The sequence below is a fragment of the Amycolatopsis umgeniensis genome, assembly GCF_014205155.1.
Lineage (GTDB): Bacteria > Actinomycetota > Actinomycetes > Mycobacteriales > Pseudonocardiaceae > Amycolatopsis > Amycolatopsis umgeniensis.
In genome coordinates this window covers 1,426,359-1,446,424 of sequence record NZ_JACHMX010000001.1, presented here as the reverse complement: position 1 = coordinate 1,446,424, position 20,066 = coordinate 1,426,359, and the positions used below count along the sequence as shown (strand labels likewise).

Annotated in this window: 22 protein-coding genes; 14 read left to right on the top strand and 8 right to left on the bottom strand. The window is 69.2% G+C overall.

Annotated features, from left to right (window positions below):
* The first annotated feature begins 9 nt into the window (after positions 1 to 9).
* From HDA45_RS06135 to HDA45_RS06120, 4 genes are read left to right on the top strand one after another with little or no spacing between them, the layout of a single operon-like run.
* Entirely contained in the window at positions 10 to 606 is a 597-nt protein-coding gene (locus HDA45_RS06135; RefSeq protein WP_184892684.1) for a class I SAM-dependent methyltransferase, read from the top strand.
* On the top strand, positions 603 to 1,067 hold the full coding sequence (locus HDA45_RS06130; RefSeq protein ID WP_184892682.1) for a DinB family protein: 465 nt from the start codon (positions 603 to 605) through the stop codon (positions 1,065 to 1,067). Before HDA45_RS06135 ends, HDA45_RS06130 begins: the two co-directional genes overlap by 4 nt.
* A gap of 13 nt (positions 1,068 to 1,080) precedes the next feature.
* Positions 1,081 to 2,049: an alpha/beta fold hydrolase gene (locus HDA45_RS06125; RefSeq protein WP_184892680.1), complete on the top strand. Its 969-nt coding sequence runs from the start codon at positions 1,081 to 1,083 to the stop codon at positions 2,047 to 2,049.
* Between the two features lie 25 nt (positions 2,050 to 2,074).
* Positions 2,075 to 2,923: an SAM-dependent methyltransferase gene (locus HDA45_RS06120; RefSeq protein WP_184892678.1), complete on the top strand. Its 849-nt coding sequence runs from the start codon at positions 2,075 to 2,077 to the stop codon at positions 2,921 to 2,923.
* Positions 2,924 to 3,010: 87 nt separating this feature from the next.
* On the opposite strand, the gene HDA45_RS06115 is transcribed toward HDA45_RS06120, so the two are convergent.
* Complete coding sequence (locus HDA45_RS06115) at positions 3,011 to 4,168, bottom strand: S1 family peptidase (RefSeq protein ID WP_184892676.1); 1,158 nt, start codon at positions 4,166 to 4,168, stop codon at positions 3,011 to 3,013.
* A gap of 340 nt (positions 4,169 to 4,508) precedes the next feature.
* Between HDA45_RS06115 and HDA45_RS06110 the strand changes: the two genes are divergently transcribed.
* A complete protein-coding gene (locus HDA45_RS06110) occupies positions 4,509 to 5,738 on the top strand; it encodes a hypothetical protein (protein ID WP_184892674.1) in 1,230 nt (409 codons plus the stop codon).
* A gap of 2 nt (positions 5,739 to 5,740) precedes the next feature.
* Positions 5,741 to 6,151, top strand: a complete 411-nt coding sequence (locus tag HDA45_RS06105) for a hypothetical protein (RefSeq protein WP_246480627.1) — start codon at positions 5,741 to 5,743, stop codon at positions 6,149 to 6,151.
* Here HDA45_RS06105 and HDA45_RS06100 read toward each other — a convergent pair.
* Together HDA45_RS06100 and HDA45_RS06095 are read right to left on the bottom strand one after the other, a co-directional pair.
* Entirely contained in the window at positions 6,133 to 6,864 is a 732-nt protein-coding gene (locus HDA45_RS06100; RefSeq protein ID WP_184892672.1) for a MerR family transcriptional regulator, read from the bottom strand. The genes HDA45_RS06105 and HDA45_RS06100 overlap by 19 nt on opposite strands.
* A gap of 3 nt (positions 6,865 to 6,867) precedes the next feature.
* Positions 6,868 to 7,344: a DUF6194 family protein gene (locus HDA45_RS06095; RefSeq protein WP_184892670.1), complete on the bottom strand. Its 477-nt coding sequence runs from the start codon at positions 7,342 to 7,344 to the stop codon at positions 6,868 to 6,870.
* A gap of 62 nt (positions 7,345 to 7,406) precedes the next feature.
* On the opposite strand from HDA45_RS06095, the gene HDA45_RS06090 reads away from it, so the two are divergent.
* Positions 7,407 to 8,123 (top strand): MerR family transcriptional regulator, encoded by a 717-nt coding sequence (locus HDA45_RS06090; protein ID WP_343071997.1) that lies wholly within the window; start codon positions 7,407 to 7,409, stop codon positions 8,121 to 8,123.
* Here HDA45_RS06090 and HDA45_RS06085 read toward each other — a convergent pair.
* Both HDA45_RS06085 and HDA45_RS06080 read right to left on the bottom strand, forming a co-directional pair.
* Positions 8,120 to 8,581, bottom strand: coding sequence for a peroxiredoxin (locus HDA45_RS06085; RefSeq protein WP_184892668.1), 462 nt, complete (start codon positions 8,579 to 8,581; stop codon positions 8,120 to 8,122). The two genes, HDA45_RS06090 and HDA45_RS06085, sit on opposite strands and share 4 nt — an antisense overlap.
* A 37-nt stretch (positions 8,582 to 8,618) precedes the next feature.
* The gene (locus tag HDA45_RS06080; RefSeq protein ID WP_184892666.1) at positions 8,619 to 8,870 is read right to left on the bottom strand and encodes a hypothetical protein; all 252 of its coding nucleotides are present in this window, start codon (positions 8,868 to 8,870) and stop codon (positions 8,619 to 8,621) included.
* Between the two features lie 71 nt (positions 8,871 to 8,941).
* Here HDA45_RS06080 and HDA45_RS06075 point away from each other — a divergent pair, with 71 nt between their 5' ends.
* From HDA45_RS06075 to HDA45_RS06060, 4 genes are all read left to right on the top strand, one after another.
* The gene (locus HDA45_RS06075; RefSeq protein WP_184892664.1) at positions 8,942 to 9,745 is read left to right on the top strand and encodes a class I SAM-dependent methyltransferase; all 804 of its coding nucleotides are present in this window, start codon (positions 8,942 to 8,944) and stop codon (positions 9,743 to 9,745) included.
* 59 nt (positions 9,746 to 9,804) lie between these two features.
* Positions 9,805 to 11,367 (top strand): adenylate/guanylate cyclase domain-containing protein, encoded by a 1,563-nt coding sequence (locus HDA45_RS06070; protein WP_184892662.1) that lies wholly within the window; start codon positions 9,805 to 9,807, stop codon positions 11,365 to 11,367.
* Positions 11,368 to 11,660: 293 nt separating this feature from the next.
* Positions 11,661 to 12,275, top strand: a complete 615-nt coding sequence (locus HDA45_RS06065; protein WP_246481120.1) for a papain-like cysteine protease family protein — start codon at positions 11,661 to 11,663, stop codon at positions 12,273 to 12,275.
* A 9-nt stretch (positions 12,276 to 12,284) separates the two neighbouring features.
* On the top strand, positions 12,285 to 13,058 hold the full coding sequence (locus tag HDA45_RS06060) for a type 1 periplasmic-binding domain-containing protein (RefSeq protein WP_184892658.1): 774 nt from the start codon (positions 12,285 to 12,287) through the stop codon (positions 13,056 to 13,058).
* Here HDA45_RS06060 and HDA45_RS06055 read toward each other — a convergent pair.
* The 3 genes from HDA45_RS06055 to wecB form a co-directional block, all read right to left on the bottom strand.
* Positions 13,045 to 13,995, bottom strand: a complete 951-nt coding sequence (locus HDA45_RS06055; protein ID WP_184892656.1) for an XRE family transcriptional regulator — start codon at positions 13,993 to 13,995, stop codon at positions 13,045 to 13,047. The two genes, HDA45_RS06060 and HDA45_RS06055, sit on opposite strands and share 14 nt — an antisense overlap.
* A gap of 249 nt (positions 13,996 to 14,244) precedes the next feature.
* Positions 14,245 to 15,954, bottom strand: coding sequence for a DUF2334 domain-containing protein (locus HDA45_RS06050; protein ID WP_184892654.1), 1,710 nt, complete (start codon positions 15,952 to 15,954; stop codon positions 14,245 to 14,247).
* Between the two features lie 4 nt (positions 15,955 to 15,958).
* A complete protein-coding gene (gene wecB / locus HDA45_RS06045) occupies positions 15,959 to 17,173 on the bottom strand; it encodes a non-hydrolyzing UDP-N-acetylglucosamine 2-epimerase (protein WP_184892652.1) in 1,215 nt (404 codons plus the stop codon).
* 252 nt (positions 17,174 to 17,425) lie between these two features.
* Here wecB and HDA45_RS06040 point away from each other — a divergent pair, with 252 nt between their 5' ends.
* From HDA45_RS06040 to HDA45_RS06030, 3 genes are read left to right on the top strand one after another with little or no spacing between them, the layout of a single operon-like run.
* Positions 17,426 to 17,581, top strand: a complete 156-nt coding sequence (locus tag HDA45_RS06040) for a hypothetical protein (RefSeq protein WP_168214352.1) — start codon at positions 17,426 to 17,428, stop codon at positions 17,579 to 17,581.
* A gap of 11 nt (positions 17,582 to 17,592) precedes the next feature.
* On the top strand, positions 17,593 to 18,894 hold the full coding sequence (locus HDA45_RS06035) for a glycosyltransferase family 2 protein (RefSeq protein ID WP_184892650.1): 1,302 nt from the start codon (positions 17,593 to 17,595) through the stop codon (positions 18,892 to 18,894).
* A 24-nt stretch (positions 18,895 to 18,918) separates the two neighbouring features.
* Positions 18,919 to 19,995 (top strand): M20 family metallopeptidase, encoded by a 1,077-nt coding sequence (locus tag HDA45_RS06030; RefSeq protein WP_184892648.1) that lies wholly within the window; start codon positions 18,919 to 18,921, stop codon positions 19,993 to 19,995.
* Positions 19,996 to 20,066: the final 71 nt, after the last annotated feature.

Below are 20,066 nucleotides of genomic sequence, written 5' to 3'. Positions count from 1 at the left end.
GTGGCGACCATGAACGCGACGAAATTCTGGGACGAACTCCACGAACGGCGTGCCGCCGGAACGCCGAAGGTGAACGCGAGACTGGCCGAGATCGCCGGCCCGCTGACCCCTGGCGCGGCGCTCGATCTCGGCTGTGGCGGCGGGGGAGACGCGTTGTGGCTGGCCGCCCGAGGGTGGCGGGTGACCGCCGTCGACATCTCCGGAGCGGCCGTGCGCTCGCTCAAAGAACGCGGTGGGCCGATCACGGCGCTCCGTGTCGATCTCGCCGAAGACTTCCCCGGCGGCACCTTCGACCTGGTGTCGGCGCAGTACTTCCACACACCGTTCGAACTGGACCGGAGCCGCGTGCTGCGGACCGCCGCGTACTCGGTGAACCCCGGCGGACGGCTGGCCGTCGTCGATCACGGCTCGGCGGCGCCGTGGTCGTGGGACCAGGAGGCTCGGTACCCCACGCCCCTCGAAGTGGCCGCTGAGCTGGCCCTCGATCCGGCGGAATGGTCGGCCGAGCGTGCGGAGGCTTTGGACCGGCGTGCCACCGGCCCAGGTGGCCGGACCGCGACCGTCGTCGACCACGTCCTGGTGCTCCGGCGGGAGGCGGGGCGATGAGCCGGAAACGCGACGCCGGGCCGCCGTCGACGGGAGCCGGTGAGAAGGACGTGCTCGCCGGTTTCCTCGACTACCTGCGCGCCGCTGTCGTGGCCAAAGCCGAAGGGGCGCCCGAAGATCGGGCCCGGATGCCCGGTGTGCCCTCCGGCACGAACCTGCTCGGCCTGATCAAGCACCTGACCCAGGTGGAACGGCACTGGCTGCTCGGGTACGCCGTCACCGACTGGAAAGCGACGTTCCATCCCGCCACGGACGAAACGACGGCGTCACTTCTCGCCGCCTACCGGGAGACCATCGCCGAAGCGAATGACGAGATCGCGTCCTGGACCGACCTGGCCGCGGCGGGCCCCCGCCGGGGATCACGGCGCTGGACGCTGACCCACCTGATCGAGGAAACCGCGCGCCACGCGGGACACGCCGACATCCTGCGCGAACTGATCGACGGCGCCACCGGGCGCTGAAACGGAGACTTCCATGCTTCACCGAGCCGCCGCGCTCCTCGCGGCCCTCGTCCTGATGACGGCCTGCGGTTCGCCACCGGCCGCCCCACCCCACGAAGAGATCACCCGCGGTGACGCGAGTTTCGCGCAGCGGTTCCGTCACGAGTTCGCCGATGTCGACGGGGTGAAGATGCACTACGTCACCGGCGGCAAGGGTGCTCCGCTCGTCCTGCTGCACGGCTGGCCGCAGACCTGGTACGGCTGGCATCGCGTCATGCCCGCGCTGGCCGAGCATTTCACCGTGTACGCACTCGACCTCCCCGGCCTCGGGGACAGCGCCGGCGCTCCGCCCAGCTACGACAAAGCGACTCTCGCCCGCTACGTGCACGGCCTCGTCGCCGGACGGCTGGGCCTGCGCGACGCCCGGATCGTCGGCCACGACCTCGGTGCCGCCGTCGCCTTCCAGTACGCCGCGCAGTTCCCGGGCGATCTCACCAAGCTCGCCTATCTCGACCTCCCGCTGCCGGGCCCCGCACTCGACGCGACGGCGTACCGGAATCTGAGCTGGCACATCGCCTTCCACTCGCAGAAAACGGTTCCGGAAGCCGTCGTCGGTGACGACGTCCGCGAGTATCTTTCCCTTTTCTATCCCCAAGTCGCCTATTCGGGGACGGCTTTCGGCGGGCCTGGGGCGCCATCGCCGTTCGACGAGGCCGAGATCGGCGAGTACGCCCGCACCTACAGCAGGCCGGAGGTGCTGCACGGCGGTTTCGAGCTTTACCGCACACTCGGTCAGGACGCGACGGCCAATGTCGATGCGAAGCCCATCACCACTCCCACCCTGCTGATGACGGCCGAAGGACTGCTTGAACCGCAGAAGGCGACTCTGGCGCCTCGCGTCGCCAATCTCGCCCGCGCCGTGGAGGTGCCCAGGGCAGGGCATTGGCTCGCCGAGGAGAACCCGGAGTTCGTGAGCGCCGAGCTGGTCGGGTTCCTGAAGTAGGGGGTGGCTCCGCTATCTTCGGACCATGGGGGAGAAGACGAACGCCGACGACGTGGCTCGGCGGTTGGCGGATTCGGTGAACAAGGTCTCGGTCGGCCGCGTGTACGACTATCTGCTCGGCGGGGTGCACAACTACGCGGTGGATCAGGATTTCGCCGAGGAACAGCTACGGCTGATCCCGTCGATGCGGGATTTCGCCCGTGCCAACCGGGCTTTCCTCGGCCGCGCCGTTCGCTACATGGTCGATCAGGGGATCCGGCAGTTCGTGGACATCGGTTCCGGGCTGCCGACCCAGGGGAACGTGCACGAGGTCGCCGAGGAGGTCGCGCCGGGCGAATGCCGGGTCGTCTACATCGACAACGAGCCCATCGCGCAGGCCCACGCGGAGATCCTGCTGGAGCAGACGGCCGATCCGGCCCGGCACACGGCGCTGGACGGCGACTTCCACGACGGCGCGCGGCTGTGGGAACAGGTGCTCGGCACCGGGATGATCGATCCGGGCAGGCCGATCGGCCTGCTGGTGGTGGCGCTGCTGCATTTCATGCCCGACGACACCGCCCCGCACACCACCCTCGGCCGCTACCTGGAGAAGCTGCCGTCCGGCAGTCTCATGGCGCTTTCGCATATCCACGTTCCGGCCGAAGACACCGCGATGCAGGCACAATCGGCGAACGTCGTCGATTCCTACCGCCGTCGGACCAACAGCGCCATCACACTTCGCGGACGGGAGGAAATCGCCGCGTTCTTCACCGGAATGCGGCCGGTCGAACCCGGTTTGGTGTGGTTGCCGCAATGGCGTCCGGAAGGCGAACCGCTCCCCGAGGACGATTCTGTGAGGTCTCGTGGGTTGGCGGGCGTGGCTCGTAAGCCTTGATTCCCGTCCGGTCCGTGAAGGCCTCCTTCACTACCCTCAGGGTAGGCAAGGAGGCCTTCACGTACTTCAAGCGGGGCCAGGAATCGGTCAGGATCGGGTCAGCGTGACCCCGTAGTTGTTCGCCGCGTCCACGACGGGCTGGTAGAAGGAGTACGAACCGGTGGCGTTGGAGCCCTGGTTGAAGCCGCAGTCGTGCCCGTCGTTGGGGCCACCGGAGGTCATGCCCTGCGCGGTGTTGCCCGCGATGTAGGCGCCGCCGCTGTCGCCGCCTTCGGTGCAGACGGTCGACTTGGCCAGGCCCGTGGTGGCGACGCTTTCACCGCTGTAGCGGACGGTCTGGTTGTACGCGGTGATCTTGCCGCAGGTCCAGCCGGTGGTGTTGCCCGCCTTGCACAGCGTGGTGCCGACAGGCGCCTTCGAGCTGCCGGTGATCCGCACCGTGGTGCCCTTGCGGGTGTCCACGTAGCCGCGGCCGGTGTCCTCGTCGTCGATGTCCATCAGGCCCATGTCGATCGACGGGAACTCGGTGGCGACGCCCCGTCCGATGTGGACGCCGTTGCGGTTGAGGATGTCCGGGTTGCCTTCGACGCAGTGCCCGGCGGTGAGCAGCACGTTGTCGCCGTCACTGGTGGTACCGGGGAAGCCGAGGGAGCAGTTGGTGCCCGGGTCGAGGTCCATGATCTGGCCGGGGATGACGTCGGCCTGCGTCGTGTTGCCGTTGGCGACACCGGTCTTGACGGTCACGCCGGACAGTGCCGAGAGCCGCCGCACCAGGGCGCTGTCGGCGTTCGGCTGCACGGTGACGACGACCTGGTCGGCCGCGAGTTCCGGACCCCAGGACTGCACCTGCGTGACATCCTTGCCGATCACGCCGCCGACGGTGGCCGCCAGCGCGTCCAGGGCCTTCTCGCCGCGGGCGCCGGTGCGCGCGGTCAGGCCCGCCGAACGGAGTGCCTGGGCGGACCCGGCGTCGGCGTTCACCACGAGGGCGCCCGCGTCGTCGAAATACGCGCCGTCGGTGTGCAGGCCCCGTGTTCTGATGCTCTCCAGCGACGAGATCAGGCTTTTTTCCTGATCCAGCTTCTGCGCGGCCTGCAGCGGGCTGACCCGGAGCTGAGCCGCGAGGGTCTCGAGCATCGTCTGGTCGTAGGCGGTGACGGGAGCGGCGGTCGCCGGGACGGCGAGCGCGCCTATTCCGGCGCAGACGCTCAACAGGGTGAGCATGACGGGTCCGCGAATTCGCATGCGAATTTCCTTTGGTAAGGAGGGAATGACGAACCGCCGGAATAAGTTGGAAATGGCAGGGACCGGGCGGTTCATCTCGACGTCACGCAGATTACGAGCGGCTGACTATCGTGTCGTAGCGCCGAAAGTAGGTTCCGCCGAACCGGTCCTACTTTCGTATGCGAAAAACGTGAATCGCCTGCGTATTCGATTGTGTGGAAAGTGTCGTTGTCTCAAAGGTGTCATCGTCGAATTCCGCGTCGCCGGACGGATTGCTCCGTTCGAGTGATGTGACATCTGACGGCAACCTGTCAAGCTTCGCTGACGTCGAACGGGTACTTCCGGGGAATGAGGGGCGTGGATGCGAGCAGGACAAGGGTTCTCGGTGGACCCCGCGGCGGTTCGGGGGCTCGGTGATCTGGTGGTGCGGGCCGGGGCGGGTGCCGACGACTTCCGCGAGTGTTTCGACCGCGTGCTCGGCGGTGGGGGCGGCTTCGACACCGAACGGGGGGAGGGGTTCCTGGCCAACGCCTGGCCGAAGCTCGACGAGTGGCAGCGGATGGCGATGAGCCAGTCGCGGTACGCGGCCGACCTCGCGAGCGGAGTCGGGCACGAGCTTCGTTGCGTGGCGCATTGGTACGGCGTGGTCGACCGGACGGCGGCGGAACTGCTGGACCGGCTCAACCCGGAGCCGGACGCCGTGCGGGTCCCGGTGGACGAAGTGCGCGACCCGGCGGGCGCGGCGTCGTTCCGCGACGCGGTCCCCGTCGGCTACAACGGGCCCGATCAGGCGCAGATCGACAATCCGGCCTGGTGGCCGGTGCAGGCGGAGAAGAAGGCCGAGGAACTGCTGGGTCTCGGCGGGTCCCTGGGCGACGTCGCCGAGCTGATCAAGACACTGAGCGGCGCCGACAAGGACTTCATCACCATGATCGCCGACGCGCTGGTCGGCGATTGGAGCCTGCTGCAGCGGCAGGCCGTGCTCTACGCCGACGCCGGGGCGGGCTTCGAGAACATCGCGCTCAACATCAACCAGGGCCGGTTCGGGATCCAGGAACCGTGGACCGGGGAGGCGGCCGACCAGGCCAAGAACTGGCTGGCGGCCTATCACGACAGCGTCGTCGGACTGGCGCGCTACTTCAGCGGCGCGAGCCAGGTCATCCAGGCGCTCGCACGGGTCGCCTACCACCTGATGCAGGGCATCCGCCATTTCGTCAGCTCGGCCATCGACATCGCGCTGCTGATCCTCACCAAGGGCAAGAGCCTCGCGGTGCGGCGCGGGCTCCGGCTGGCGGACGTCATCAGCGAGGTCCTCGCCGAGATCGGCCGAGGCGGCGATCTCGTCAAGTTCGTCAAGGACGGCGAGATCCTCGGGCTGATCCACCTGGTGCTGTCCTTCAGCGAGACCATCAGCGCCCTGCAGACGGAGATCAGCCTCCTGCTCGGGCTGGCCCACGAGTTCGCGCGGGGAGTGGCGATCGACGATCTCCTCGAAGCCACCAGGGCCATGGGCGAAGCGCCGCAGTGGCCGGGCGGTTACGAGCACCGCGACGCGAAATGCCCCGCCAAGGACAAGCGAGTGCTGCTGTGACGATGGACGATCCTTTCGAAGCGGAGCGGGGCGAACAGGTCCGGCGGACGATGATGCGGCTGCTGGCGGCGACCGGTGGTGCCGCCGGCGACTTCGCCGGGGAGGTGCTCGCCGGACGGCGTCAGCCGCACGAACTGCTGGCGCACGGCCCGGTCCTGGACGAATTCGTCCAGGACGCGCGAGAGCTGTGGCGAGTGATCGACGCGGTGCCCGCCGAACAGCGGCAGCGGCTCACCGCCGACGCCTGGGCCGGGTTGGAACAGCAGGTCGGCGAGCTCGCCGAGATGGACGTCGACGCCGCCGTCGCCGAATTACGCGAACTGGCCACCCCGGCGCCCACCCGCCACCGGGATCTCCCCGACGACGACGGTGACGACGACTGGGCGGAGAGGACCTATTTGGAGCCGCTCTGAGCTGGCCGCGCCTCGTCGAGGTAGGCGTCCAGCGCGGCGGCACCGGAGAGCAGGGCGCGTCCCCTGGCCGCGAGCCGGGTGTGCCAGTCGTGCAGGGTCGACTCCAGCGGCACGACACCTCCGGCCGAGCGGACCTGCTCGATCAGCGGCGCGATCCGCTCCAGGAGATAGCCGCCCCGCCTGAGCTGATGGGTCAGCTTGGCGTCGCGCACGTCGGCCGCGCTGTAGACGCGGTAACCGGTGCGCGGGTCACGTTCTGGCCGGAGAAGGCCCGCGTGTTCCCATTTCCGCAGGGTCGCGGGCCGGACGCCGAGTTTCCGCGACAGCGGGCCGACGAACAGGTCGCCCCGCTCCTGCGGCACGGGCTCGAGATCGCGGAGCGCGGCCGCGACGGCCTGGAGGGTGCGGCGGTCGTCGAGCAGCTGGGCGTGACTCTCGTCGACGAGCCGCAGCGCCTCCTCGATCGCGCCCCGGTTGACCGCCTCCATGATCGACGCCGCCGTCGCGTGGCCGTGCCCCGGCAGCAGGGCGAGGAACGCGCGCAAGGCCTGCGCGTGCAACGGTGTGTAGGCGCGGTAGCCGTGCGGGCCGCGTTCGGCGGCAGGCAGGATTCCGTCCGCCTCGTAGTTGCGGACGGCCTGTGTCGACAGACCGTGCTCACGCGCCAGATCGACCGGCCTCAGCCGCTCGCGGGTTTGAAGGTTTCGGCCCACCGGTCAACGATAATCGCGACCAGGCTCCGCCCGTCGTTCGTACCGGGCGCGGGCCAGCCCGTACGCCGTGCCGAGTAGTTCGCGGGTGGCCTCTTCGGTCCGCGATGCCGGGTTCACCACCGCCAGCCAGCCCGCGGTCCCGTACACGGGATGGGCGATCACGGTGTCGGCGACGCCGGGGTCGGTTTCGGCCGGTTCCCGAGGTGTCCGGCCGAGCCGCCGGGTGAACTCCTCCTTCCCGGCGTGGATGTTCACGCGGAATGTGTCCGGCCGGTCCAGGCGCGAGGCCTCGTCGCCGGGATAGTTCTTGGTCACGACAGTCGCGAAGGGCTGGACGTTCGCAGGGACGACGCCATCGGGTGAGTAGTAGAAGAACGCGTCGCCCCAGCTGAGCTCCGGCCAGTCGTCGCCGGGTGCCGGGGTGAGGGCCAGGACGCCGTCGAGGCCGGAGACGAAGCCGATGATCTCTTCGATGGTCATGTACTCAAGCGTCACATTAAAGTGCTGGTGGAGGGTTCGGCGATGTTTTCGACGGGGTGAAGGTGTCAAGTCTCAAATCGGCCGGAATGCGCACCGCGGCTGTCGCGCGGCGGGCGGGGTACTCCGTCCAGCAGATCCGCAACCTCGAACGCGACGGCGTGCTCCCGGCGGCGACGCGGTCGGACACGGGTTACCGGAGCTACGGCGAGATCCATCTCCGGTCCGCGCTGGCCTATCACGCGCTCGCCGCCGGGGTGGGGCCCGTCGAGGCCAAGAAGATCGTCCGCGCCCTGCATCGCGGCCCGTTCGCCGAGGTGCTCGCGCTCCTCGACGCGGCCCACGCCGGTCTCGACGCCGAACGAGCGGACCTGCGAGAGGCGAGGGAAGCCGTCCGGGTGATCTCCGGCGAACCGATCGAGGACGTGCGCGGTTCGGACTCGATGAGCGTCTCCGAACTCGCGTCGGCGCTCGGCCTGCGTCCGTCGACGCTGCGGCACTGGGACGCCGAGCGGCTCGTCGTCCCCGGCCGCGATCAGCGGGGGACGCGGCGGTACACGCCGTCCCAGGTGCGGGACGCGCGGATCGTGCACCAGCTGAGGCTGGCCGGGTACCGCGTCGCACCCCTTCGCGCGCTCATGCCGGAGCTGCGGCGATCCCGGCGGCTGGAGGACGTCGCCTCCGCGCTCGCCGTCCGGGACGCCGGCATCACGGCCCGCTCGCGAGCGCTTTTCGACGGCACCGCCGCGCTTTCGCTCATCGCCGCGCAGGACAGGCCCTAGGCGGTGGTCGTCCGTTCGCGCAGGGCCGCGAGCGCCTTGTCCGCGTGGACGTCGAACTTCAGTTCGCTCTTGATCACCTCGAGGACCTTGCGGTCGGTGTCGATCACGAAGGTGCGCCGTTTGGCGTGCAGCGGGCTGAACCTGCGCCAGACGCCGAACTGCTTGGCGACGGCACCGTCCACATCGGACAACAACGGGTAGTCGAAACCGTGCAGGGTCGAGAATTCACGCTGTTTGGTGACGCCGTCCGGGCTGATCCCGACGCGGTGGGCGCCGACCTCGCCGAATTCCGCGGCCAAGTCGCGGAAGTGACAGCTCTCCGCGGTGCAGCCGCCGGTCATCGCGGCGGGATAGAAGAACAGCACGACCGGGCCGGTGGACAGAAAGTCCGACAGTGTGCGGTCCTGGCCGGTGTCGTCGGGCAGGGTGAAGTCCGGGGCGAGGTCTCCTTGGTCCATGTCCGGCTTTCGGAGCCCGGCGGCGGCCGGATTGGTCTCAGCGCGTACAGCGCCAATAAACCGTCGCGTTGTAAGGGAAAAGGATCTTGTCGTACTCCTCGCAGTCCGTGAAACCGGCCCAGGTCGCCCGGTTCCTGGCGTCATGTCTGGCGTAGATGAGTTCGAGGCCGAAGTCGCTCGACCCGTGGCCGACGAACTCCCTGGTCTCTCGAGTGGTCGCGGAGGCGGGGGTGGCGATCGTGCCCAGGACGGCGGCCGCACCGAGCAGCGCGAGCAGTGTTTTCCTCATACCGGTCACGTTAGGGCGGAAGCGGTGCGCGCTTCGCCCGCTGTACGGGCGAAAACGGATATCGTCGCGGCATGTCTTCTCGCAAGATCGGCACGCAGCGCGCCTTCGACGAGGCCGCGGCCGATTTCGCCGCGCTCGGACGCCATCTGTGGGAGCCGATCGGCGCGGCCACGGTGGCGGCCGCCGGACTCGGTCCGGGAAACCGCGTCCTCGACGCCTGTTGTGGCACCGGGGCGTCGGCGATCCCGGCGGCGCGGGCGGTCGGCGCGGGCGGCGTGGTCGACGCGCTCGACCTCTCCGGTCCGATGATCGGCGAGTTGCGCCGCCTGTCGGCGGACTTGCCGCAGCTTCGCGCGCACGAAGCCGACGCGACGGCATGGGAAACCGGCGGTTACGACGCGGTGCTGTCCGCGCTCGGCATCTTCTTCTTCCCCGACATGACGGACGGCACCGAACGGCTGATCAGCCGGGTCCGGCCCGGCGGGCGGGCCGTGTTCACCATCTGGCGCGGCGGATCCATGGTGACCGCGGGCCGCCACGTCGGTCGTGCGATGGCCGAGGTGACCGATTCCGCGCCGCCGCCGGAGCGTGAGCCCGGGCTGATCGACCGGATCAACCAGGCCGGGGCCTACGCCGAATGGCTTTCCGCGCGTGGTTTGTCCGATGTGGACGTCGTGGTCGACGAACTGCGGCTGACCATGACGCCCGAAGTGGCGTGGCTGGTCATCATCGGGTCCGGCTTCCGGGGCCTTCTCTCCGATTTGGAACCCGGCGTCGTCGAGCAGGTGCGCGAGCGGTACCTCGATTCCTTGCGCGAAGGGGGCGTGACCGAGCTCGACGCCACCACGCTGATCGGCTCCGGCACCGTCCGCTGACTCCGGCGGCGTTTTCGGTGTACAGTCGTTCACTCAAACCAGGCGAACGGCGGGTACGGGTGCGACCAGTCAAGGACTCCACTGCTCGGGACCGCGGGCAAGGGCCGTTCGGCTCCTGGCTGCTCGGTCCGCTCGATCAGGACACGGCCGTATTGCGCCGCCGCGTCCAGGGACTGCTCACCGGGACGCTGATCGCGACCAACGTCATCGGCGCGCTGGTCGTGGTCGGGCTGGCGGTGCTGCTCATGCCGTCGCCCGGCATGTCCAGCGAGCTCGTGCGGGTCACCGCGATCGCCGTCCCCGTCTATGTCGTCTCCGCCGTGGTCGTGGGCGCGCTGTGGGGCACTCGCGGCGCGCTGCGGACGTTGCGCTGGGCGGCCGAGGGCCGGACGCCGACCGACGCGGAGCGCGCCGCCAGTCTCCGTGTCCCGTTGCGCCTGACCTTGGTCCAGGCCGTGCTGTGGGGTGTGGCGACCGGGGTGTTCGGCCTGCTGGCCGCGCTGGTGCAGCCGCGGGTCGTGCTGACCGAGCTGCTCGTCGTCGCGTTCGCGGGCGTGGTCGTCTGCGCGATCGCTTATCTGGCCGGGGAGTTCATCCTCCGGCCGTACGCGGCACTGGCCTTGGCGGGGACCTCGCCCGCGCGGCCGCTGAGTGGCGGGGTCAACCTGCGGATGCTGCTGTTCTGGTGCCTCGGCACCGGGGTGCCGGTGGCCGGGCTGGTGGTCACGGCGGTGCTGGCGTGGGCGCGCGGCGACGTGTCGACCACGAAGCTCGCCGTCTCGGTCGTCGCGCTCGGTCTGGTGGTGCTGTGCTTCGGCCTGCTGGTGACGGTGTTCACCGCCCGCGCCGTGGTGAACCCGATCCGGTCGGTGCAGCACGCGCTCGGCCGGGTGCGGGCCGGTGACTTCGCCGTGGAGATCCCGGTCTACGACGGTACCGAGCTCGGTCTGCTGCAGGCGGGTTTCAACGGGATGGCCGTCGGTCTCGCCGAACGCGAACGTTTGCGGGACCTGTTCGGCAGGCATGTCGGCGAGGACGTCGCGATCGAAGCGATGCGCACGTCCGCGGAACTCGGCGGCACGGTGCGGACGGTTTCGGTGTTGTTCGTCGATCTGATCGGCTCGACGGCGCTGGCCGCGAGCCGTCCGCCCGAGGAGGTCGTCGGCCTGCTCAACCGGTTTTTCGCGGTGGTGGTCGACGAGGTCGACCGCAACCACGGGCTGGTCAACAAGTTCGTCGGGGACGCCGCGCTCGCGATCTTCGGCGCACCGGTGCGGCTGGACGACCACGCGACCCTCGCGCTGTCCGCGGCCCGCGCGATCGGGCGCAGGCTGGCCGCGGAGGTGCCGGAATGCCCGGCCGGGATCGGCGTGGCGACGGGCGAGGTGGTCGCCGGGAACGTCGGCGACCCGCGGCGGTTCGAGTACACGGTGATCGGCGACCCGGTCAACGAAGCCGCCCGGCTGACCGAACTGGCGAAGAACGTCGAAGCCCGGCTGCTCGCCTCGTGGACGGCGATCGAGTCGGCGGACGAGGCCGAGGCCGGACAGTGGAAGGCGACGGAGGACGTCACCTTGCGTGGCCGTAGCCGGCCCACCACCCTCGCGACACCGAGGTCTTGAGCCGAGGCTCCGTGGCGGATTCACATCCTTTGTGAACGGGCAGTGAATCTTGCGCGACGACAGGGTCTTCCCCGCCGTGGGCCCCTGTGAACGATCACAGCGTTTCTCCCATGCCAGGCAAGGGCGTTGTCCCCGGAGACGGGGCGGCGCACGGTGATCACGGCCGGAGCAGTCCGTCCGGTCGCCGTGCCCTCCCCATCCCCCTGTCAAAGGAGACATCTGTGAAGAGCCTATCGAGCGGGCGGGTGACCCGCGCCGTACTGGCGACCGGAGCCGCCGTGTTGGTGCTCGGCATGTTGCCCGCCACCGCCCTCGCGCAGCCCGGCGCCGGCGGAGACCGGCCGAACGGCCTGATCCAGACCCAGACCCACACCCAGGTGCGGGAAATCGCGCCGGTGGCGGGGACCGCGATGACGGTCGCCGCGACGGCCGCCTCCAAGCAGCTGAACTACACCCAGCAGGTGCAGCAGCAGAACCAGTGGTGCTGGGCCGCGGACGGTTCGAGCATCGAGCGGTCGCAGGGCGGCACCGCCACGCAGGCCCAGTTCTGCGCGGCGGGCAAGGGGACGTCGGCCGGGTACTGCCCGAACCAGGCGGCCCAGATCCCCGAGATCGTGCGCGGTTTCCGCGGTACCGGCTTCTCCGCGCAGGACGCGGGCGGGCCCATCGGGTTCAACTCGGTCGTCAGCCAGGTCGACGCCGGGATCCTGAACCTGACGGGGATCTACTGGACCTCCGGCGGCGGCCACGCCGAGGTCATCTACGGCTACGACTCGGCGAACCAGTCGATCATGGTCGGCGACCCGTGGCCGACTTACCAGCGCTACCAGACCTGGAACTACAACCAGTACCGCAGCAACGGCCAGTTCCGCTGGAACGACACCATCGTCAACATCCGGAAGGGCTGACAAGCGGTCATGGACAAGATCTGCCGGAAGTTCGCCGGTTGTTTCGTGGTGGCGGTCGCGACGCTGCTGCCCGCCACACTGCCCGCCGCGGCCGGTGAGGGAGTCGTCCCGCCCTCGGCCGACGAACTCGCGGCCGCCGTGCGCGTGGCCGGTCAGCCGGACGCGATCGGTCTCGCGAAATCGAACTTCCGGCAGGTCGACCATATCGAACCGCAGCAGATCACCATGGGGGAGAAGGGTTTCGCGGTCTACACCCTCAATCCCGATTTCGTCAGGGGCATCGCCGGGGCACCGGCCGGTGTGCTGAGATCCGTCGCCGTGACGGCCACCGCGGATTCCGGTCAGAAGGCCACACTGCAGGCGATGCCGGAAAGCCCGGGGAAGTGGGTCGCGGCGAGCGTGTTCTCCGGGAACGACGAAGAAACCCTGAGCGGACGGCTCAAACCCGGTTCGGTCCTGCTCAACGAGCCCCAGATCAACGGCTGGTACGAACTGGGCCCCGACGGCGTGGTGCTCCTGCAGGCGAGCCTGCCGCAGTCGCCGGTCGGGAAGCTCGTCCCGCTTTCCGAGTACCAGCGGGAAGTACACGGCCGCTACGCCGACAAGCTGCCGGGATCGGACTATCAGCGCGATCGCGGGATCGGCTTCGCGCAGGCGGTGCCCCTGCCCGCCGACACCGGCCTGCCCGTCTCGATCGTGGCCGGCCTGATCGCCGCCGGGGTCGCCGGGACGGGACTCGTGCTGTTCGTGGTGTGGCACAAACGCCGCCTCACTCCCAGATGAGGTCGATCCCCGCTATCCCGACGCCGAGGTCCTCGAAGTAGGCGCTGACCGTCGCACCCGGCCCCGGATGCAGCGGCTCGCTGATCACGGGGTCGAGTTCTTCGCGCTCCCGCACGGTTTTGACGCACCGGGCGGGGATCGCGTCGGCGTCGAAACGCATCCTGAGCAGGTACGCCGACATACGAGACCGCACCGTCCGGTGGAAGCAGGTCGAACGGACCGACGCCGCCAGGCGCAGGGTGAACGCGAAGGTGTACGTCTCGCCCTCGGCCAGGCCACGATCGAAGAGGAGCTCGAAAACCATCCCCGGCGACAACGCGCTTCGGCGCACCCTGCCTCTTCGGCAGCCATCGGTGGCGGAGACCGTCGTGGCCTCCATGTCGGTGCCGGGTTCGTCCTGATGGGTCACCACGAAACCGTCCGCGCCGGGCTCCCGGGCCCGCACCACCATGGTCGAGGTGATCTCCGAGATCCGCCCTTGCGCGGTCATGGTCAGCACGTCGACGACGGTCACGACGTCGAGCTTCGCGTTGCCCACCGCGCCGGGTGACTCGCTCAGTTCGTCCAGCAGCGAGCAGGTTTCGGCCCAGCTCTGCCGCAGTTCCGGTAGCGAGGGCCTGCGGTCGCCGTCGCCGGGGGGCCGCCGCTGCGGGCCGATCAGGACGACCAGGCTGTCCGCGGGCAGGCCCAGCACCGCTTCGAGCGCGCGGACGATTTCGAGCGATCGTGGCGTCGAGGGATGCCGGAGCCCGCGCTGCCAGTAGCTCAGGGTCGATTCGGCCACGGAGACCCCGCGTGCCGACAGATGCGCCCGGATCCGGGACAGGGAAAGGCCGCGAAGGTCCACCGCTTCCGAGAGCGCGCGATGGAACGGGCCGGACCGGACGGCGTCCGGTACCGCTCGCCTTGTGCTGGGCTCCTTGGTTTCCTGGTACATAGGGCACCCCCACCGAGACCGGGTCGGCGCACAGCATGTTGCAGTCCGGTGGCGGACGGCAACCGTCTAAGGTCGAGAACCGGACTTTCCGCCCCGTCAGGCGAACTCGAGCCGCAGACCCGCGAGGCCGCGCCAGCGGGGCGCCGAGGCAGAAGTGAATGCCCTGCCGAAGGCGTGACTCACGTGATCGGAGACGTGACTCGCGTGATCAGACACGGAACTCACGTGACTGGATGCCGCACTCGAATGTCACTGGTCGCCGAGGATCTCCGCGGGTGTGGCGAAGCGGTACCCCTGCGCTCGCAACGAGTTCACCAGATCTCGCAGGCCGTCCTCGCCGAGGAACGGGTGGTAGAAGAAGCTGGCGACGTTGTCCCGGACGACGAGCGCGCTCTGCGCGTCGGCGAGCATGTCGACGGCGGTGCGGGCGGCGTGCTGGTTGAACGCGATCGGCGCCACGTTGCCGATGTTCTCGGGGACGACGTTCGCGCCGTAGACGTCGCGCACCGGGTACGGGAAGAACTGGCCGTACACCTGTTCCGAAGTCGCCGTGGCCGTCGAGCCGCAGCGGCCGCCGGGGCAGAAGCCCGCGTAGTAGCTGCCGCGGTCGTAGCGTGCCTGGAAGATCCCGGTGGTCTGCTGGTAGTCCACGGCGGAACCGCCGTAGTGCGGGAACTCGAACATCGTCGGCTCCGGCAGCCCCACTCGCCGGAACTCCCCGAGGCCGGTCGCGATGCGCTCGTCGAACCATCGCGCCGAGTCCTCGGGCATCGGCCCGTCCATGCGTACGACGCCTTCGCCGTCGAGACTGGACTTGTAGAACTCGAAATCGCTCGCGCTCACCCCGTCGTACGGGTTCGGGCCGCTGTCGCTCTGGTGGCTGTAGCCGTGCATGACCAGCGTCGCGCCCGCCTGGACGGCGTCCTTGAGCACGCCGACCAGTTCCGGCGAGTCCACCAGCCGCGCGGAGGTCGGATCGCCGTCGTTGGCCCGGCCCCGCGGATCCGAGTAGTACGGGTAGACCGCGAGGGAGAACGGGATCCGCTGCCGGATGAGGAAGTCCGTGACCCGGCGGAGTTCCTCCGGCTTCGTCCGCGGGCCGACGTCTTCGAGCCGGATCAGTGCGCGGTGCCTGTCCGGTGCCTGTGGCGACAGGACGCCCAGCAGGATGTCGGCCGCGGCGAGGTAGCGATCCTGCGCTCCCGCGTACGCGTAAGGAACCTCGGCCACGTACGTCAACTGTCCTGAATGGACCGCCCAGGGCGACGGTGTGCCGCCCGGGGCGCTCGCCTTGGCCAGGATCTGGACCTTGGTCCGATCACGGACGTCGATCGCGGCGACCCCGGTGCCCGAACGGGGATCGCGGCGCAGGGGAGTGCCCTTGTAGGTGACGGTGGTGGGGTTGTCGTCGCGATAGCCCTCCACGCGCCAGTCGGGGACGGCGCGCAACTGCCAGATGTTGGCACCGATCCAGACCACGGGGACGCGAGCCGTGGTGACATCGTTCAGGAACGCCTTCGGCAAGGACGCGTCGTAGACCGAGCCGAGATACACGATGGCCTGGAACTCGTCCGCCTGCCGTGGCCGGTAGTCGGCGGCGGGCTGCATCGTCCAAGCGGTACCCCGGGAAACGAGGTTCGCGGTGAACATCGCGTACGCCTCGGCCGTCTTGACCTCGTCGGGCGGGGAAACGGACCCGTCCTTCTTCCGCCCGTCGTCGTAGAGCACGAGGGTCCGCCGGTCCGGATCGCCGCCGGGGCCCGGCAGGCCCGCCTTGCCCGCTTCGAGGCCGCGACTGGCGAGCGACACCGGCGTGGCGGGCGGCGACGCCATGACCGGAGTCTTCTCGGTGACCTGGACCAGGACGATCACGGCGACGGTGATCGCGACGACCGCGGCGACGGCGAGCCGGAACCAAGCGGGCAGGCGAAAACGTTGCGTGCCCTTGTCCTTCGTCATCGGGTCAGACCTCGGCCAGATCGCTCGCGGCGGCGGGCCGGAACGGGGCGGGCAGGTCGGGGGCCAGTCCCAGCAGATGGGCGAGCGCCTGCTCGGTCCGTTCCGCGGCGGCACCGTCGCCGAAAGGGTTGCCGCTGCTCATCATCCGAGTGCGCGCCGCCGGGTCGTTCAGCAGCCGTTTCGCGGCAGGGAGGATCCGGTCGGGGTCCGTGCCGACGAGCAGCGCGCAGCCGGCGTTCACCGCCTCCATGCGCTCGGTGACGTCGCGGAGCACCAGCACCGGGACACCGAAGGTCGGGGCTTCTTCCTGGATACCGCCCGAATCGGAGAGCACCAGGGTGCTGGCGGCCAGGGTCGCCGCCAGCTCGGGATAGGGCAGCGGACCGGTGATCAGCACGCCCGGCGTCGAGCCCAGTTCCTCGCGGACCAGGCGGCGTACTTCGGGATTCGGATGCGCGGGAAGCACCACCCGCAGTTCCGGATCCGTGGCCATCAGCTCGGCGACCGAGCGCAGGACACGGCGCATCGGCTCGCCCCAGGATTCGCGGCGGTGCAGGGTGACCAGCATCAGTTTGACCGCGCCGCGGGTCGCGTTTTCGAGCAGCGTCGCCAATTCGGGATCGTGCACCGTGGTGGATTTGTCCGTCACCGTGAGGATCGCGTCGACGACGGTGTTCCCCGCGACGAGGACGTTCCTCTCGGGCACCCCTTCGGCTCGCAGATTCGCGGCGGCGTCGGGGGTCGGCGCGAGGTGGAGCGCGGCCGCCTGGGTCACCAGTTTCCGGTTGAGCTCCTCGGGAAACGGCGCTCCCAGGTCGAACGAGCGCAGGCCCGCCTCGAGGTGCGCGACGGGGACGCGCCGCCAGAACGCGGCCAGCGCTCCGGCCAAGGTCGTCGTCGTGTCGCCCTGGACGACCACCGCGGCGGGCGGCCGCCGCTCGGCCACTTCTTCCAGCCCCGTCAGGAGTCCGGAAAGGAGCTCCGGCTGGGAACCCGTTCGCCGATTCAGCGTCAACCGTTCATCCGCCGTCAAGCCGAAGGTCGCCAAGGCCTGGTCGACCATTTCGGGATGCTGTCCCGTGGCGATGACCACGGGCCGCATCCGGCCTTCGGAAGCCAATGCCCTCGCCACCGGAGCCAGTTTCACGGCTTCCGGGCGGGTTCCCGCGACCAGCCAGATTTCGGGCATGACGTCGGTCTCGTTCTGTGCGTTACGCACCTGATCCTTCTTCCGGGTTCGCGCTTTGATACGGCGTGAATTCGTCGTTGAAGTCACGAAGGAGTGGTAGGTGAGGCGAGGATCACTAACTGATGGTCACCTTTACGGGGGATCGTCGCCCGCGAACGTTAACACAGACGGGGTACTGTACCCACCCGAAAGGCTGAATATCGCTTCCCAGGGTGACCCGAAGCTCACGGTGTGAAAACTGTGAGTAGACGTTAGTGGCGCCCTCCGTCCCCGAGGAATGACATGTCGATGGTGCCGGTGGGCCCGGTCAAGGTTTCCGCGCTCGGAATCGGCGCGACGATGGCAGGCGCGACGGTGAGCACCGTGCTCGCGATGGTGATCGGCGCGATCGCCCTGCTGCTCATGGCGCGTTCGCTGCACCTTCGTTTGAAGGACTGAACCGCCCTCCCATGACGAACCCCGCCTTCGCCGCGACCATGATGCTGTTGCTCCTGTGGTGGCCGACGCACAACATCCTGCTCGCGGCGTTCGCGTGGCGTACCGGGCGCCCGCGCCGGGCGGTGGCCGCGCGCGGGGAGGGGCTGGAGTTCTGGATCGTCATCCCGGCGCTCAACGAGGAACGGGTGGTCGGCAACACCGTCCGAAACGCTCTTTCGCTTGGTACGACAAGGAATCCGGTCCGTGTCCTGGTCATCGACGACGGCTCGGACGACGGCACTCCCGCCGTCCTGCGCGAGGTGGCAGACCCGCGTCTGCACGTCCTGCGCCGTGAGCTCCCGCACGCCCGCCAGGGCAAGGGTGAGGCGTTGAACGCCGGCTACCGCTACATCCGCCGGTTGTGCGAGGCCGAGGGAAGCGTGCCGAGGACGATCGTCGGCATCATCGACGGAGACGGCCGGGGCAGCCCGGGCATGCTGCGCGAGGTGGCCGACGTGTTCGGCGACCGAGGGGTGGGTGCCGTGCAATGCCGGGTGCGTATTCACAATCGCCGCAGCATTCTCGCCTTGCTGCAGGATTTGGAGTTCGGCGCGGTCGCCGACGCGTCACAAAGCCTGCGCGATCTCGCGGGCAGTGTCGGAATGGGCGGAAACGGGCAATTCACGAGACTGGTCGTGCTGCGCCGTTTCGATCCCGCCCCCTGGTCGGACTGTCTGGTGGAGGATCTCGAACTCGGACTGAGGCTGCATGTCGCCGGTATTCGGATGCGCTATGTGAAATCGGCGTGGGTCACCCAGCAAGGTCTCGTCGATCTGCGCAGGTTGCTGCGGCAACGCACTCGGTGGGCGCAGGGCAATTTGCAATGCGCAAGGCATTTGCGGGAATTGCTGGCTTCGCGTCACGTGGGCAGTATCGGCCTCCTGGACTTCCTCGCTTATCTCGTGACGCCTTGGTTGACGGTCCCGTTGTCCTTGGTGGTTTCGCTGTTGTTCGTGGGCACGCTCGTCGCTTCCTGGTCGGGCGTCACCTTGGGCGGGCTGATCGCGCCGCCGTCGGCGTTGCCGGGCGCGGCCCTGATCGGCGCGGTCGTGTTGCTGGTCCCCGGTGTGGTGTGGGCGATCGTGCACCGGCTGCGCCTCGGTGAGGAACCGTTCCACCGATGCCTGCTCGCGGGCCTTCTCTATCCGGGATTCCTGGTGCTGGGCGTGATCGCCACCTGGCGGGCGCTCTTCCGCGTGCTGGCCCGTCGCAACAGCTGGACCAAAACCGAGCGGCTGAGCGAGGACGAGACCGTCCCCGCCGGAGTGGCGTGAGGGCGCTTGCGCGAAAGTGGCGAGATGACTGTGGACGCGATGATCGAAGACCTCAGGACACTCGTCGAAATCGAGTCGCCTTCCGGTGATCTCGAGGCTTTGACGGTCTCGGCCCAGGCTGTCGCCGCCCTCGTCGAGACCCGCCTCGGCGGTACGGCGAGTCTGGTGGAGAGCGCGGCGGGGCCGCACGTCCGGTGGTCCGGCGGCGGTGAGCCTCGCATCCTGATCCTGGGGCATCACGACACCGTGTTCCCGATCGGCACGCTGGCCCGCCGCCCGTTCGCCGTATCCGACGGCAGGGTGACCGGCCCCGGGGTGTTCGACATGCTCGGCGGGCTGGTGCAGGCGATCCACGGTCTGGCGGCGCTCGAGGACCTGACCGGTGTCGAGATCCTGGTGACGGCCGACGAGGAAACGGGCTCGCACGAATCCCGGGCGCTCATCGAGGAACGCGCCCGCGCGTGCGGCTCGGTGCTCGTGTTCGAGGGAGCGGCCGACGGCGGCGGTCTCAAGATCGGCCGCAAGGGATGCGGCACTTTCGAGGTCGTCATCACCGGTCGGGCGTCGCACGCAGGCCTCGAGCCCGAGGCCGGGATCAACGCGCTGACCGAGGCCGCGCATCAGGTGCTGGCCATCGTCGCGCTCGACCGGCCCGAGGTGGGGACGAGCGTCACTCCCACCGTCGCCTCGGCGGGAACGGCGAGCAACGTCGTTCCCGCCTCCGCGACCGTCGTGGTCGACGTCCGTGTCGAGTCCGCCGCGGAGAAGGAGCGCGTCGAAGCGGGTTTCGCCGCGCTGACCCCGCGTCTCGACGGGGCGGAAGTCGTGGTGCGAGGCGGGATCCACCGTCCCCCGATGCCCGAGTCCGCCGCCGCGGACCTCTTCGCGGTGGCGGAACGGCTGCTGCCCGGCGTCGCCGGTGTCGCCGTCGGCGGCGGGAGTGACGGCAACCTCACGGCCGCTGTCGGCGTGCCGACGCTCGATGGGCTGGGCGCCGTCGGCGGCGGCGCGCACGCGGATCACGAGTACCTGCTGGTGGGGTCGATGATGGAGCGGGCGAACCTCGTCACCGGACTCGTGGCGGCGATCCGAGGCGACTGATCTCAGCGAGACGCCAGTTCTTGCCCGATTTCGGGCAAGAACTGGCGCTTCAAGGCCTCGCTGTGCATGAT

Excerpts from the sequence above, each read along its gene's own strand:
- HDA45_RS06120 (WP_184892678.1), top strand. The coding sequence starts at position 2,075 with ATGGGGGAGAAGACGAACGCCGACGACGTGGCTCGGCGGTTGGCGGAT.
- HDA45_RS06135 (WP_184892684.1), top strand. The coding sequence starts at position 10 with ATGAACGCGACGAAATTCTGGGACGAACTCCACGAACGGCGTGCCGCC.
- HDA45_RS06065 (WP_246481120.1), top strand. The coding sequence starts at position 11,661 with ATGTTGCCCGCCACCGCCCTCGCGCAGCCCGGCGCCGGCGGAGACCGG.
- HDA45_RS06080 (WP_184892666.1), bottom strand. The coding sequence starts at position 8,870 with ATGAGGAAAACACTGCTCGCGCTGCTCGGTGCGGCCGCCGTCCTGGGC.
- HDA45_RS06130 (WP_184892682.1), top strand. The coding sequence starts at position 603 with ATGAGCCGGAAACGCGACGCCGGGCCGCCGTCGACGGGAGCCGGTGAG.
- HDA45_RS06040 (WP_168214352.1), top strand. The coding sequence starts at position 17,426 with ATGTCGATGGTGCCGGTGGGCCCGGTCAAGGTTTCCGCGCTCGGAATC.
- HDA45_RS06055 (WP_184892656.1), bottom strand. The coding sequence starts at position 13,995 with ATGTACCAGGAAACCAAGGAGCCCAGCACAAGGCGAGCGGTACCGGAC.
- HDA45_RS06030 (WP_184892648.1), top strand. The coding sequence starts at position 18,919 with ATGACTGTGGACGCGATGATCGAAGACCTCAGGACACTCGTCGAAATC.
- HDA45_RS06085 (WP_184892668.1), bottom strand. The coding sequence starts at position 8,581 with ATGGACCAAGGAGACCTCGCCCCGGACTTCACCCTGCCCGACGACACC.
- HDA45_RS06095 (WP_184892670.1), bottom strand. The coding sequence starts at position 7,344 with ATGACCATCGAAGAGATCATCGGCTTCGTCTCCGGCCTCGACGGCGTC.
- HDA45_RS06075 (WP_184892664.1), top strand. The coding sequence starts at position 8,942 with ATGTCTTCTCGCAAGATCGGCACGCAGCGCGCCTTCGACGAGGCCGCG.
- HDA45_RS06110 (WP_184892674.1), top strand. The coding sequence starts at position 4,509 with ATGCGAGCAGGACAAGGGTTCTCGGTGGACCCCGCGGCGGTTCGGGGG.
- HDA45_RS06105 (WP_246480627.1), top strand. The coding sequence starts at position 5,741 with ATGGACGATCCTTTCGAAGCGGAGCGGGGCGAACAGGTCCGGCGGACG.
- HDA45_RS06115 (WP_184892676.1), bottom strand. The coding sequence starts at position 4,168 with ATGCGAATTCGCGGACCCGTCATGCTCACCCTGTTGAGCGTCTGCGCC.
- HDA45_RS06060 (WP_184892658.1), top strand. The coding sequence starts at position 12,285 with ATGGACAAGATCTGCCGGAAGTTCGCCGGTTGTTTCGTGGTGGCGGTC.
- HDA45_RS06035 (WP_184892650.1), top strand. The coding sequence starts at position 17,593 with ATGACGAACCCCGCCTTCGCCGCGACCATGATGCTGTTGCTCCTGTGG.
- HDA45_RS06125 (WP_184892680.1), top strand. The coding sequence starts at position 1,081 with ATGCTTCACCGAGCCGCCGCGCTCCTCGCGGCCCTCGTCCTGATGACG.
- HDA45_RS06050 (WP_184892654.1), bottom strand. The coding sequence starts at position 15,954 with ATGACGAAGGACAAGGGCACGCAACGTTTTCGCCTGCCCGCTTGGTTC.